Source organism: Asaia sp. VD9, from assembly GCF_037150015.1.
GTDB lineage: Bacteria > Pseudomonadota > Alphaproteobacteria > Acetobacterales > Acetobacteraceae > Asaia.
Window position 1 is genome coordinate 178,770 of the sequence record NZ_JBBCQM010000003.1, and the last position, 13,343, is coordinate 192,112.

Annotated in this window: 11 protein-coding genes; 7 read left to right on the plus strand and 4 right to left on the minus strand. The window is 61.7% G+C overall.

The genetic code is table 11. The features are described 5' to 3' along the window. Positions 1 to 32: 32 nt before the first annotated feature. Together hpnI and WFJ47_RS05445 are read right to left on the minus strand one after the other, a co-directional pair. A complete protein-coding gene (hpnI, locus tag WFJ47_RS05440; protein WP_336761401.1) occupies positions 33 to 1,244 on the minus strand; it encodes a bacteriohopanetetrol glucosamine biosynthesis glycosyltransferase HpnI in 1,212 nt (403 codons plus the stop codon). Between the two features lie 54 nt (positions 1,245 to 1,298). Beyond that, positions 1,299 to 1,985: an ABC transporter substrate-binding protein gene (locus WFJ47_RS05445; RefSeq protein WP_127102673.1), complete on the minus strand. Its 687-nt coding sequence runs from the start codon at positions 1,983 to 1,985 to the stop codon at positions 1,299 to 1,301. A gap of 497 nt (positions 1,986 to 2,482) precedes the next feature. Here WFJ47_RS05445 and hpnH point away from each other — a divergent pair, with 497 nt between their 5' ends. From hpnH to WFJ47_RS05465, 4 genes are all read left to right on the plus strand, one after another. Then, positions 2,483 to 3,670, plus strand: a complete 1,188-nt coding sequence (gene hpnH, locus WFJ47_RS05450) for an adenosyl-hopene transferase HpnH (RefSeq protein WP_127102672.1) — start codon at positions 2,483 to 2,485, stop codon at positions 3,668 to 3,670. Positions 3,671 to 3,815: 145 nt separating this feature from the next. Next, positions 3,816 to 5,108 (plus strand): hemolysin family protein, encoded by a 1,293-nt coding sequence (locus tag WFJ47_RS05455; RefSeq protein WP_127102671.1) that lies wholly within the window; start codon positions 3,816 to 3,818, stop codon positions 5,106 to 5,108. Positions 5,109 to 5,152: 44 nt separating this feature from the next. Beyond that, entirely contained in the window at positions 5,153 to 6,469 is a 1,317-nt protein-coding gene (locus WFJ47_RS05460; protein WP_336761405.1) for a hypothetical protein, read from the plus strand. After that, complete coding sequence (locus tag WFJ47_RS05465) at positions 6,466 to 7,089, plus strand: ABC transporter ATP-binding protein (protein WP_336761407.1); 624 nt, start codon at positions 6,466 to 6,468, stop codon at positions 7,087 to 7,089. The genes WFJ47_RS05460 and WFJ47_RS05465 overlap by 4 nt, the downstream gene beginning before the upstream one ends. A gap of 69 nt (positions 7,090 to 7,158) precedes the next feature. Here the strand turns inward: WFJ47_RS05465 and WFJ47_RS05470 are convergent, their stop codons facing one another. Together WFJ47_RS05470 and WFJ47_RS05475 are read right to left on the minus strand one after the other, a co-directional pair. Beyond that, on the minus strand, positions 7,159 to 9,153 hold the full coding sequence (locus WFJ47_RS05470) for a transglycosylase SLT domain-containing protein (protein ID WP_336761409.1): 1,995 nt from the start codon (positions 9,151 to 9,153) through the stop codon (positions 7,159 to 7,161). A gap of 178 nt (positions 9,154 to 9,331) precedes the next feature. Beyond that, positions 9,332 to 10,117 (minus strand): uracil-DNA glycosylase, encoded by a 786-nt coding sequence (locus WFJ47_RS05475; protein WP_336761411.1) that lies wholly within the window; start codon positions 10,115 to 10,117, stop codon positions 9,332 to 9,334. Positions 10,118 to 10,168: 51 nt separating this feature from the next. On the opposite strand from WFJ47_RS05475, the gene WFJ47_RS05480 reads away from it, so the two are divergent. Genes WFJ47_RS05480 through WFJ47_RS05490 form a run of 3 tightly spaced genes read left to right on the plus strand, consistent with a single transcriptional unit; the run spans position 10,169 to position 13,325 of the window. Continuing rightward, positions 10,169 to 11,983, plus strand: a complete 1,815-nt coding sequence (locus WFJ47_RS05480; protein ID WP_336761413.1) for a tetratricopeptide repeat protein — start codon at positions 10,169 to 10,171, stop codon at positions 11,981 to 11,983. 23 nt (positions 11,984 to 12,006) lie between these two features. Next, positions 12,007 to 12,912, plus strand: a complete 906-nt coding sequence (locus WFJ47_RS05485) for a 4-(cytidine 5'-diphospho)-2-C-methyl-D-erythritol kinase (RefSeq protein ID WP_336761415.1) — start codon at positions 12,007 to 12,009, stop codon at positions 12,910 to 12,912. Between the two features lie 38 nt (positions 12,913 to 12,950). After that, positions 12,951 to 13,325, plus strand: coding sequence for a hypothetical protein (locus WFJ47_RS05490; RefSeq protein WP_199751844.1), 375 nt, complete (start codon positions 12,951 to 12,953; stop codon positions 13,323 to 13,325). Positions 13,326 to 13,343: the final 18 nt, after the last annotated feature.

Genomic DNA, 13,343 nt, shown 5'->3' on the forward strand with positions numbered 1-13,343 from the left:
CCCCAGCATATGAGGCTGAAACGGTAAAAAGTCTAATCCCCGGGTTCGACCGGCTGTATTGGCGGTGTAATCGGCGCCGCTCGCCTGATATGGAGGGTCTGGCCACGCCAGGCCACGCGCTTGCCGCGCGCGCTGCCCACCATGATGGCGGCAGACAGCCATTCGCGCAGCGGAAACAGGGCATAGAGGGCAGGGGATAGGCGCCCCACGTTTCGGTCGATCGCCATGGCTGCGAGGCTGCGAATCGCCCAGACGCCAAGGAAAAACCACAGAGCACCGCGTGCGGGCCAGAAACAGGCCAGGACAACGCTCGACCAGAAAAGGGGAAGTTGAATGGCCGAGAGACCGTAACCGACCGGCTCTACATTCTTGACCGTACGCCCCCAACGCAATTCGTGCTCGATCATGTGGCCCGCCGAGGGTTCGGCAACGGTTGTCCAGGTCATGCATGGGGCGAGGGCGATCTCCTGCCCATGGGCCCGCACAAGCTGGCCCAGAATGGCGTCATCGGCCACGTGATCGGCCAGAGCCGCCAGACCGCCCACCCGTTCCAGCAGCCTGCGCGTCAGGGCCATGGTGGCACCAAGGCAGTCCTGACGCCCCAGCAGACGAGACATCATCACGCCAGGCATGAAATTATGATTGATCTGCGAGGCGGCGAACTCACGCACCAACGCCTTGCTTGCAGGAAGTCCAGCATAGAGCGTCGTCACGAGGCCGACGCCAGGACGTGCGAGCGTTGTTGCAATATCGCGCAGATAGCCGCGCTGCACATGAATATCGGAGTCGGAAATCACGAGGACATCGTGCTTCGCCCTCGGATACATATTGATCAGATTGGCGACCTTGCGGTTCGTTCCGTGCGCCGTATCGTCAATTACGAGGCTGATATCGCGCTCGGGATAGTCCTGTATCAGACGCTGCACGATGGCGATGGCTGGATCGCTCTTGCGCTGAACGCCGAAGACGAGCTGGAAACGCGGGTAGTCCTGCTCGCAGAAGCTGCGCAAAGCCTGTTCGAGCATCGGCTCGTCGCCATGCAGGGGCTTGAGCACCGTCACCGGGGGGAGAATCTGGGTTGTGTTCGCCTCGATGCGCGTGGGTTGGCGCGCATCGAGGCGAACCGCGCTCTTTTCCTGGCGCCGGAACGCAGCGATCAGCCCCGCGCCGATTGCCGACTGAGCGCATCCACACAACGCGATCCCCGCAGAGGCATAACCTAGCCAGTTCAAAACGAGAGTCACGCGCCCCCTCTCCCCTTTTCCGGGTGTTTTATTGCAGGGGGCCGACAGTGCATCTTAATTATTCATAAACTTTGCGGTTTTGCGGTTGAGCAGGGTCACGAGGGCATCCGCGCCGCCGCGGGCCAGCGTCGAGCTGAAATCAGCGCGCTGGGCGGCAACCTGGCTGATGTGACCATTGAGCAGAATGTCGACGATGCGATATCCACCGCCAGAAGGCATCATCACATAATTGATAGCGGTCGCAGAATCCGACCCGTCACCGATCGATGTGCTCACGATGGTGCTGCCTCCCGTGGGGGCGGGACGCGTGGTCGGGCTGACCGTGAACTGCGCCGTACCACCCTGCTTGAAGCTCGAAACATAGCGGGCAATGGTGAACTGTCGGAAAGCGGTAAGCAGCTTCGTCTGCTCATCTGCAGACAGCGTCGTGTAACGCATGCCGATGGAGTTATGGAGCACGGTCGACAGATCGAAAATCCGATCGATCACCGGAGCCATGATCTGGGCGCGGGCTTCAGGTGTGCCGCTGGACGGGGACTGAATCTGCTTCAGGGCCGTATAAAGGTCGTTGATGGGCGCCACGGCCGGCGATTGGGCCTCGGACTGGGCCAGGGCGGGAGCAGGCATGAACACGAAGGAAGACGCGACGGGTGCCGAAATCAGGGCCAAGAGCCCGAGCGCGGCACGGCTCAGGCGCCGCGCAGGAATCGCGTCGGGCGTGGTGATGGGAAATCGTGTCATGCTGCGTCCTCAAATCTGTCCCGGTAAACGGTGCCGACAGGTGTCCGGATCCGTAGTCGGAAGCTGGGGTGACTCGTGTTTTAAACAAGACATCCGCTCATCAATCACTGTCGCATATGTCCGACATAACGTCGAAAAGTGCAATCTTCCCACCGTGTTGCAATAACGAGAGGAGCGAATGCGCGAATCACGATGTGGGGTGCAACAGATTTCGGCTTAAAAATTGGTTAGTTATTGCCTTTACATGTCGCCAAAATGACACAGATCGCGCAATGAAACGTCATCGATGTTGAGGTGGGCCACCTGCAGGGTGTATAGGCAGCGTTTTACCATCCCGTTCGTATCCTTTTCAGTCTTGCGCGCCGGTCCCGATTTCGGTGATGTCTTGCGAAATCATACGACCTGCGGGTCTCACGTTTGACGTCGACGCGCTATTTCCGCCGGGCCTTTTCTGGTCCCGTGCGTGCACGTCGATTGGTGTAGGAGCATAGAGATACATGGCCGTTCCATTGATGCAGGCCGTCCGTGTCGGACGCTATGTGGTCAAGCAGCATCTTCTGGGTCGCAAGCGCTATCCGCTCGTTCTGATGCTCGAACCCCTGTTCCGCTGCAACCTCGCCTGTGCGGGCTGCGGCAAGATCGATTACCCGGCCCAGATCCTGAACCAGCGCCTCAGCCTGCAGGAATGCCTGGATGCCGATGCCGAAGCAGACGCCCCCGTCATCGCCATCGCTGGCGGCGAGCCTCTCCTCCACAAGGAGATGCCCGAGATCGTCAAGGGTCTGACGGCGCGCAAGAAGTATGTCTATCTCTGCACGAACGGTCTTCTGCTCGAGAAGAAGCTCGATGATTACGAGCCCAACCCGTTCTTCTCCTGGGATATTCATCTCGACGGCGACAAGGCGATGCATGATTCGTCCGTCTGCCAGGAAGGCGTGTATGAGCGCGCAGTGTCGGCCATTCGCGCCGCCAAGGAGCGCGGTTTCCGCGTGTCCATCAACTGCACGCTGTTCGACGGCGCGCAGCCTGAGCGCGTGGCGCGTTTCTTCGATGAAGTCATGGCGCTCGGCGTCGATGGCGTCATGACGGCACCGGGTTATGCGTATGAGCGTGCGCCCGATCAGGAGCACTTCCTGAACCGCCAGAAGACCAAGCAGCTCTTCCGTGACATCTTCCGTCTGGGCAAGGGCAAGAAGTGGCGCTTCACCCAGTCGCCGCTCTTCCTGAACTTTCTGGCTGGCAATGAAAACTATCATTGCACGCCTTGGGGCAAGCCCCTGCGTACCGTGTTTGGCTGGCAGCGTCCTTGCTATCTGCTGGGTGAAGGCTACGCCAAGACCTTCAAGGAACTGATGGACGATACGGCCTGGGAGCAGTACGGCACCGGTGCCTATGAGAAATGCGCCGATTGCATGGTCCATTCGGGCTATGAGTCGACAGCCGTCATGGATGCGGTCAAGCGCCCCTGGCATATCGCCAAGGTTGCCCTGTTCGGACCGGAAACCGAAAAGCCCATGGTCCCCGAGATCTCGCTCGAGAACCAGCGCCCCGCCGAGTACAAATACGAGGCGCAGGTGGCTGAGCAGGTCACACTGCTCGAATCCCGCAAGCCTGCCCGCGGCCCGCGCGTGCGCGTGCACAAGGCTGAGGACAAGCCGGTCGAGATCGCCGACGCCGCCGACTAAAGGGTCTTCGGGCCCAACCGGCCGGGCAGGAGGGGGGCAAAGCTTTTCTGCATACTGGCCAAGACAGGCATGACAGCTTTATCCTGAAAGGGCGGACATACAGCGTGTATGTCCGCCTTTTCTTTTTTTCCGAACGAAGGGCGCCATGCTCACCCCCATTCTGGTCATCTGTCTTCTCATCGCCTTGAACAGCATCTTCGCCATGGGCGAAATGGCGCTGATCTCGGCCAAGCGGCCGCGTCTTGCGGCGCTGGTCAAGCGTGGGGTGCGTGGTGCAGAACGGGCGCTGCGTCTGGCCGATGAGCCCCATTCCTTTCTGCCGACCGTGCAGATCGGCATGACACTGGTCTCCATTCTCGAAGGCGCCTTTGGCGGCAGCCAGATTGAGGAGGATCTGGCGCTGCTGATCCGGCGGAGCGACATGTTGCGTCCTTTCGCCAATGAATTGTCCATCGGCATCGTGGTGATGGCCATCACCTTCGCCATGCTGGTCTTTGGCGAACTCGTCCCCAAGCAGATCGCGTTGCAACAGCCCGAGAAGATGGCGGCTCGCCTCTCCTTCATTCTCTCGGCGCTCCTGACTATCTCACGCCCTGTGGTGGCGCTGCTGAGCGGGACCTCCAACCTTGTGCTGCGTCTTTTCGGCGTGGGAGGTCTGACACGCGCTGCGATCACGGAAGAGGAACTGCGCGCCATCCTGGCCGAGGGCGCTCAGGCCGGTGTGCTTGAAACCGAGGAGCGCATCATGATCGAACGCCTGCTCCGCCTGGCCGATCGCCCCGTACGCGCGATCATGACGCCGCGTAACGAACTCTTCTGGGTCGATCGTCATGCCAGCCGCGATGCGCTGATCGTGAAGCTGCGCCAGTCCACCTATACCCGTATCCTCGTCTGTGAAGGCGATGTGGACCATCCTGTCGGCGTGGTTCTGGCCAAGGATCTGATGGACCGCCTGCTTCAGGGGCTGCCGATTTCCATCGAAGCCGCCCTGCGTCAGCCGATTGTCGTGCCGGACAGCCTGACGGCGCAGGACATGATCGAACGCATGCGTGGCGAGCGCCTCGGCATTGCTTTCGTTCTCGACGAATACGGTTCCTTCGAGGGGATCGTCACGCCTTCGGATATCTTTGAGGCGATCGTGGGTGACGAAACCGCCGAGAAGAACAAGACCGAGCGTGAAAATCCTCAGCCGCGGGACGAATATGTGCTCGATGGCTTCATGCCCGCCGATGAAGTGCGTTCGGTGCTCGACCTGCCCGATCTGCCTGCTGCGGGGAGCTATCATACGCTGGCGGGTGCCATCCTTGCCCTGTTGCGCCGCGTACCCGCCAAGGGTGACAAGGTGGTCTTCGCAGGCTGGCTGTTCGAGGTGGTCGAAATGGAGCAACGTCGCGTGACCAAGGTAAGGGCCAGCCGTCAGGTGCTGGCGGAGAACTGAGCTCGTTTTCAGCGGTGCCTACGCTGGTGTGAAGAGGAAGTGCGATGACGGAATTGTCGGTGCTTTCCCCACCGGTTGCGGCGGCACCTGACGGGGCGGGCGAGGTCGGAAGCATAGCCCCCTACAGCCTGTACGCTTATTTCCGATTGCGGCTGCGTTATCTGCTGCATGCGGGCAAGACACTCCTCATGCAGCGCTGGCTCGCATTGCTTGCCATTATCTTGCTCTCACCGTCCCTTCCGATTGTCGCCCTGCTGCTACGCGCAGCGCATTTCATGGTCTTCATGCTGGCGCCGCCTACGACGCGCTTTGATGCCTTTTCCGGAGCCATTGGGCCGCATGTCGGCGCAATCATTTTCGCCCAGACAGGCTATCTGCTCTGGGCGGAGGGACTGCGGGCGGTTTTGCGCGGTGGGGCTTTCAGGGGTTATCTCGACAGCCTGCCCATTTCCCTGAACATACGTCTTTTTATCACTGCCGGGCTCCTATGCCTGCTCGACCTCCCATTACTGGTCCCTCTGCCGGTCGGGCTCGCTCTGGTCGGGACCGGGGTCTCGCTGGCGGCATTGCTCTATATAATGAGAGCGCTGGTTTTTGCGGGACTGACAATTCTCCTCCAAGCAGCTCGTATTGAGGCTGCGCCCCTGCTGATCCCATTCATTCTGATTGCCGATCTGGCGCTTGCCCTCGACTGCGGCATGGGGACTTCTGGCGCAGCTCTGCCGGTCCTTGCCCTGCCTGTCCTGTGCGGAGGAGCGGGTTTGCTTCTGGGTACGCGCCATGAAGGCTGGTCCGGCCTTCGTCGTCATTCTGCCCGAGCGGCATTGCCTAGGGCTGGCACGCTAGGGCTCGTAACGCCCGTTCTACGTCTCCAGATCAGGTGTTGTGTCGAAAGGGGCAATGCCACGCCCATAATCATGCTCCTCGTCTGGGTCTTGCCTTTTGCCTTGTGGGCGCTCCTGCGCGGGTTCGACTATGATTCCCGCTCCGTACCGGTGCAGATCGTGGTCATGGGGCTCATCGCGCAATCCTGCCTTGTTCCCCTCGCTTCTCTTGCCGAGGCGCATGAGCGTGCAGCCGGCTTTTGCCGCGCTTTGCCTTTATCCCGATTTTTCTGGGTCGGGCGCGATATTGGTCTTGTTCTGGCGCTGTTCACGATTCCAGCCCTGCTTTGCCTGCTGCCGCTTGCCGTGCATCGCCTGATGACGCCCGGTGTCGCTTTGGGTGTGCTGGCTTCGTATCTGCTGTTGCTGTCGGCCCTGCGGCTCACCGTGTCGATCGATCCGCGGTGGCGGCCCATGCCCGCGATCGCGCTTTCCGCATTCTGGGTAACGGTCATTCTCTGGAAGGTTCCTGCATGAGCGACAGGCTGATCTGCATCGATCTCGAGATGGCCTATAAGGGACGAGCTGTTTTCTCTTCGGTCAGTCTTGCTCTCCCTGTGGGCCTGCACGGGCTCCGGGGGAGCAATGGCACAGGTAAATCGACCCTGCTGCGTGGCCTGTCCGGAGTGGCGAAACTGCAAAGAGGTCGGGTTCTGATTGCAGGGCATGACCTGTCCCGGCAGCCCGTGGCGGCGAAATCCTGTCTTGCCTATGTCCCGGATGAGGGCGCGCTGTACCCGTTCATGACCGGGCGTGACCTCTTCGCGCTCTGCGCCTGGGCCCGCAAGGCGGAAAGCCTGTCGTCGAACCTGATCGAGGGTTTTGGTCTCGGGCCCCATCTCGACAAGCGTTACGATGCGCTGTCGCTCGGAACGCGGCGCAAGATGCTTATCGCCTCGGCCTTTATAGGCAGGCCGCAAGTGTTGTTGATGGACGAGCCGGGCAATGGGCTCGACGTGGACTCTCGGCAATTCCTGATGACGCTGCTGTCAGAGGCGGCGCGGTCGGCCTGTATTCTGGTTTCGACCCATGATGGCGCCTTTCTTGACGCGCTCGGAGCACGGATCATCAGAATGGAGACGCTCGGAAAGAAATAAGGGCGACACCCTCGTCGGGAGCCGCCCCTATCAAAAATCGTTCAGGCCCGTCACAATGACAGTGGCCCCTTAGTGATAGGTTACCGGTCTGGCGCTTGCGATCTCCTGCTCATCGGCGAAGCGCGGCCACTGGGCATGGGCCAGAGCATGGAGCGAGGGAGCAGGAAGCCCGAGCTTGTCCGCATAGATCCAGAGATAGGCGAAGGCGTGATGCACGTAGTCGCGTGTCTCGCCGTTGGGCAGCAATTCCATGAAAAGAAGCGGATCATGGATCAGCGCCGCTTCATGAGGGGTGCCGCTCTCCCAGCGTGCAATCGCGCCAGGCCCTGCGTTATAGGAGGCCAAAGTGTGAATCAGATCCCCTCCCTTGGGTGCCGCTTCGGAACGCTCTGACAATCCTGCCAGATACTGCACATAGAGCTGGCCGATCTCGAGATTGACGGCCGGATTATGCAGGCGTCCCACCATATCGGCGGGTACGTTGATGATCGCGACGCCATGGGAATCGAGCGCGGGTTTGGGGCCGCTCACGAAGCTGGCGGTAAGCGGACGGATCTGCATCAGCCCATGGGCTCCGGCGCTCGACGAGGCTTTGGCGTCGAAGTTCGATTCAAGCCGGGTCAGGGCATAGACAAGAGCCGGATCCATCTTGAAACCGTGTCGCGGCGCCAGCTGCGGCATGGGGAACCCGGCCAGATGCGCTGGGCGACCGTCTCGCGCACCCAGAATCGTCGCGATCTGCTCCGACAAATCATGCAGTCCCGCCGCGGCGGCGACGAGTTGAACCGAGTGGCAAAGCGCTGTGTCAGAGGCAATATCGGGCCACATGCGGCGCAGAAGCGCCTCGGCCCGGGCCGTCTCGCCAATCTGGAGAAGGGCGAAGAGACGACGCCCCTGCGGGGTCGCGGCAACGGCTTCGACGTCGATTTCACCCATGACAGGGATCGGATTCTGCAATGCCGTTTCGTCATTCTTCGGCAGGGTATCAGCGGTTTCCTGCGTGACTGGCGTCTGCCCGGCGTGGTGCAGGCCGAGCATCTGACGGGCCAGGATACCGTAGAATGTGCCGGGCTCGGCGGCAGCGCGCTGGAGCCAGGATGTGGTCAGTGTGGCAGGCCCGGCCAGGTGGCGATGCACGCGCGCCGCCCAGTAGGCGCTGGCTGCACGGACGTCATTGGTCGTGGTCTGGGCACGAGATGCCTGCTCGAAGAACTGTGCGGCATCATGATATTCCCCCTCGCGCCAGGCGGCGAGCCCGGCCACATAGCCGGCATAGCCGAGCTGCTGGGCACTTCTGGCAAAACCCGCCCGAGCCGTTTCGAGGGCAAACTCCGTTTCACCGGCACTCAGCATGCCCAGTGCCACTTCAGCCTTGAGTTGCGCTGCATAGAGCGGGGTCATGCCCGGGGTGGAATCGATGAGCCTTACGGCACTCTGTCCGCCCTTGAGCCCCCAGGAGAGGCGCTCGGTCACGGTGCGGTCGAGCAGGGGATTGCGGTTGAGCAGGTGGGCGATGGGGTCCATTGCGCCGGGGGTTGCCGTCGTGGAGGTGTCTGAAGGGGCCAGCGATGTCGGGAAGTTCTGGGTGGCGACACTCCCCCGAGGGCTCAATGAGACGAGCAAAGACTGGATGGCGCCGGCATCGGCCAGGCTCGAAAAGGTCTTGAGCCACAGGCGAAGCTGGACAGGCTGGGGATGATAGGCCGGATTGAGATAACGCTCGGCCAGAAGGTCACCCATCAGGACGCTGTCATGCGCGGCACGTGAGCGGGCAATGGCGGTTTCGAAATCGCCCGCGCGTTGGGCGCGGAAAGCCTCTTTCAGCAGCGCAGCGTCTGAGGCGGTTAGGGGGTGGGGAAGACCATTCGACCCGCCAGGCGCGAAGGATCGCGGCGTTGCGAACGCCGTTTCCTCACTCTGGGCATTGTCGTGGTCGGCAGGGTTAAGCGTCGGTCTGCTTTCCTGGGCACGAAGCGGATTGAACGTCGCTCCCGCCACAAGCATCGCGCACAGCATGGCAGCACGGGCGCTATTACTCGACGCGAAATAAGAAATTCCTCGCATGGTGGGGATGCTCGTAGCCCCTCTCGCCCGACAAGGCAAGAGTGGCCAAAAGGTCACACCAAAGGAGTTCGCTATCCTAAGAGTGTTTGCGGAATTCTACCAGAGGGTTGCGGCCGAAAAACGGCGTTTTTCTGGGCTGAAATCAATTTTTTTTATTAAGCAATTGCAACTACCTGTGTCACGGCGCGCCCTCGAGGCATTCCGCCAGGAAAACGAGGTCTTTCCACATCTCCCGGCGGGCGCGTGCGCTGGAAACCAGCTGCTGCGGGTGCTGCAATGCGAGGGCCTCGATGGCAGCCCCGTTATCGAGTCGCAGGGTCAGCCATTTGCCGCGTGAGCGGGCGACACTGGCTTGTTCGTCCATCAGGAGGCGAAGTGGAGTCGGCCCCAGCAGGAGGAGGCGACCGGGCTGAGCCTTGATGATGGCCGCCTGAAGCAGGGCGCGACATTCTCTCATTTCGATCAGGGATACCGCCCGCCCGCCCGGTGGCCGCCAGGGAAGGGCAGGCGCTTGGGAGAGGGTCGTGCGATCCAGGCCGATACTGGGCAGGATCAGGTCGAGCAATCTGCCTGTCTCTCCGGCGAACACAGTACCGGAGCGGTCTTCATCCGCATCAGGAGCATCGCCAATCACCATGAGGGCTGCTCCCGGGACAATCCGGGGCCGGACGCTCGTGGAGGCTGTCCGGGCCAGACCGCATGCGGGAAAGCTGTCCACGCCCCAAAGCGACGCGGTTTCCGGATCGACCGGCGCCGGGCGTATGGAGGCTGCCGGGAGTGTGCCAGGCACCGCTGCACGCGTACGCAAAGGCGCGTTTCGCACAGGCCGGGCGGTCAGGGGCGCAGGGCGGTCGAGACGCTGGGGAGCAACCTCATCAAGGAGGCAATCCACCCCCCATTCCCGGTACAGGTCCAGCAGGGCAAGAATCTCGGATCGGTCCTGGCCGGACAAGGTAAGGGACATGATTTCTTATCAGTTTGGTGTCTGCTCGGGTTCAGTCTAGATTGTCACACGATGCAAACCAAGCACTCTCCGTTTCGGCTCGGCCTTCTCGCCTGTCTCGCCTCCGTCTGTGGGGCAACGGCCCATGCTGCCGCGAGCCCGACAGGGCCGGCTCTGACCGCGCCCGATCACTCCCTGACGGGCAGCTTGCTCGGCAGCATCGTCGCGGTGCAGCGCAATAATATCCCGGATGCCGATCGTGCCCTTTATGACTCGGTCATGCTGGGCTATCGCGATCCTGACTTTGTCGTCATGGCGCTCCGTTTTGCGGCAATGGATGCGGGTCCCGATGCCGCTGCCCGCGCCTTCTCCCTAGCGGCCCTGGCCCCTAAAGAGAGTCTCGCGCGCATTGTCATGGGAACGGTGGCCTTTCGTGATGAGCAATGGAAACGCGCTGAAACGTTGTTTACGCTTCACGGCAAGGCGCCCCAGGGATTTCTGCGCCTAGCAGGGCAGGGGCTGATCGACTGGTGCCGCTATGGGGCCAACCCGGTCGATGGGGCGCTGGACCCGGTCGTGACGCCCCAGGGTACTCCGGATGGTGCCCCCGATCCCGTGATCTATCTGGCCCTGTTGCAGCAGGCACGCATCGCCTCACTGCGTGACGAGGCCAACACGGACCGTCTTTTTGCGCAGCTTGACCCCAACGCCACGACCATTCCGCCGCTTCTGCGCGTGCTCACCCTGCAATTTCAGGCGGACTGGCTGGCTTATCGTCATCATGAGCCGGAGGCCCGCAGGAAATTGGCGGCGGTGGGCGCGCTCTTGCCAGCCTTCCAGCTCGTTTCCGGTCGTCTGCGGCCGCAGGCTCTGGGGCCAGGGTTTTCGCCCCGACAGGGGCTCGGCGAGTTTCTGATCGGCGTCACGACCCTGCTGGGCGATACGGCCCCGCAGGACCGTCATGGCCAGGGTGACAGCGGAATTTCGCAAGGCGATGACAAGCTGCGCGATGTGCGCCAGCTCAAGATCTTGCTTCTGCGTCGGGCGCTGTTCCTGCAGCCCGACCTTACCCTCGCCAAGATTCTGCTCGCTGAGGAGTTGCGCAATGACGGCCAGCTCGACATGGCCCAGACTGCGCTCGACGGCGTCGGCGCCGATGCTCCCCTGGCGCCCCTTGCCGATCACGCGCAGGCGCAGGTTGCCCTCAAACGTCATGACCTCAAGGCTGCGCTGCATGCTCTGGAGCGCGTGGTCAAGGCGAACCCGGACAACCCCGATATTCTCAATGAACTCGCGGCAACACAGGATCAGCTCGGCCAGTCCGAGGCCGCTGTTGCGACCTATACCCATGCCCTGAATCACGTAAGCGTCATGGAGGCCCGCATCTGGCCCCTCCTTCTCGGGCGGGCCATTGCGTGGGACCATCTTGGACATCGTGACAAGGCACAGGCCGATCTTGACCGGGCTCTGGCCCTCAACCCGTCGGAGCCTGTTCTGCTGAATTACGCCGGTTATTCGGATGTCGAGCATGACGAGCGACCGGACCAGGCCTTGCAGCTTCTGCGGCGCGCCATGGATCTGGCCCCGGATGACGCCGAGATTCGCGATAGCTATGCCTGGGCGCTTCTGAAGCAGAACGGGGATCTCACTCAGGCTCTGCCTCTGCTGCTCTCAGCAGTGAATGCGGCACCGGGAGATCCTGAAATCGCGTATCATCTCGGTGTCGCCTACTGGTATCAGGGGCGTCAGCTCGAGGCGCGTGACCAATGGAGCCAGGCCCTCAACAACAAGCCCGAGCCTGAAACGCGCGCGCTGATCGAGGCGGCTCTGGCGCAAGGGCCGGATCTGCCCGTGATGCGCGGGCGGGCCATACCCTCGCCCCGATAAGCCCGATTTCGATGAGACTGCCAATGCCCACGGATCGTTCTCTGGCCCATGCCAAGATCAACCTTTTTCTGCATGTCACGGGCCGCCGTCCCGACAATTACCATGAGCTGGACTCGCTCGCTGTCTTCGCCGAGACGGCCGATATCCTGACCTTGAAGGAGCCTCTCGAGACGGGTGAAGGCCTTTCGCTCACGATCGATGGACCTTTCGGGGCAGGGCTTGATGCGGGGCCAGAGAATCTCGTGCTTCGTGCAGCAGCCGCGCTGCGTGCAGCCGCGCGTCAGGCGGGCCATACCGCATCGGACCTGCCCGATTATGCCCTGCATCTGACCAAGAACCTGCCTGTGGCTTCCGGGATCGGGGGAGGTTCGGCCGATGCGGCTGCGGCCTTGCGTCTTCTCGCAACCGCCTGGGCTTGTCATGAAATCGATCTGGCGCCTATTGCGGCAACGCTTGGTGCCGATGTGCCGGTATGCCTCGCCCAGTCGACACAGCGTATGCAGGGTGTTGGCGAGATTCTGGTCCATGCGCCTGCATTGCCGCGCTGCGCGATGGTGTTGGTCAATCCCGGTGTCGCCGTGCCTACTCCTGCGGTGTTCAAGGCGTGGAAGGAATCAGAGGCCGATTTTTGCGCACCGGCGGTATTGCCCGAGCAATGGGATACGCCCCACGCCATGGCAGAAGTATTGCGTTCCACTTCGAATGATCTACAACGGGCAGCGGTAACCCTGTTTCCGGTAATTGCTGAGGTTATCGAGAGGCTGGACAACACGGATGGCTGTCTTTTTGCCAGGATGAGCGGTTCGGGTGCGACCTGCTTTGGTCTCTATGCTGAGCTGGAACAGGCGCAACGAGGGGCGTCGGCATTACGCGCTCATGGATGGTGGGCCGAGGCCGGATGGATCCAGACCGGGGACGACCGGCTCTGAACACTCTTTGAGGGAAGGTCGGGTCTATGGGGGCAAGAATGCAGGTCGTCCAGAAAGAGGACGGCACGGGAGCGACACTCCGGTTCCTCGAAGGGAGTGGGATCGAGGGTGAAATCGACCTCACCCTGGAGCAATTGACCCAGCTGATCGGTAGTCTGGGTCGGGTGCGTTATGCGATGACCGCCAACCAGCCCCAGCCCTCGATCGGCAATGCCCCTTTCCTGCCCGTCTATAATACGAACTGGGCCCTTCAGATCGATGCTCTGACAGAGGGCTCGACCCTTGCCTACCAGCATCCGGCCTATGGGCCGGTTGGGCTGGTTTTCGGGCCGGATGATGTCGAGAAGCTGATCAAGGGCCTCAACCAGCATCGTGCGCTCATGGCGGCCAATACAAGCCGCCGACCGAGCTGAGCGGGCCTCTCCTGGCGC

Bases quoted from the DNA above. Each gene is read 5' to 3' on its own strand.
- WFJ47_RS05445 (WP_127102673.1), bottom strand. From the start codon at position 1,985: ATGACACGATTTCCCATCACCACGCCCGACGCGATTCCTGCGCGGCGC.
- hpnH (WP_127102672.1), top strand. From the start codon at position 2,483: ATGGCCGTTCCATTGATGCAGGCCGTCCGTGTCGGACGCTATGTGGTC.
- WFJ47_RS05455 (WP_127102671.1), top strand. From the start codon at position 3,816: ATGCTCACCCCCATTCTGGTCATCTGTCTTCTCATCGCCTTGAACAGC.
- WFJ47_RS05460 (WP_336761405.1), top strand. From the start codon at position 5,153: ATGACGGAATTGTCGGTGCTTTCCCCACCGGTTGCGGCGGCACCTGAC.
- WFJ47_RS05465 (WP_336761407.1), top strand. From the start codon at position 6,466: ATGAGCGACAGGCTGATCTGCATCGATCTCGAGATGGCCTATAAGGGA.
- WFJ47_RS05470 (WP_336761409.1), bottom strand. From the start codon at position 9,153: ATGCGAGGAATTTCTTATTTCGCGTCGAGTAATAGCGCCCGTGCTGCC.
- WFJ47_RS05475 (WP_336761411.1), bottom strand. From the start codon at position 10,117: ATGTCCCTTACCTTGTCCGGCCAGGACCGATCCGAGATTCTTGCCCTG.
- WFJ47_RS05480 (WP_336761413.1), top strand. From the start codon at position 10,169: ATGCAAACCAAGCACTCTCCGTTTCGGCTCGGCCTTCTCGCCTGTCTC.
- WFJ47_RS05485 (WP_336761415.1), top strand. From the start codon at position 12,007: ATGCCCACGGATCGTTCTCTGGCCCATGCCAAGATCAACCTTTTTCTG.
- WFJ47_RS05490 (WP_199751844.1), top strand. From the start codon at position 12,951: ATGCAGGTCGTCCAGAAAGAGGACGGCACGGGAGCGACACTCCGGTTC.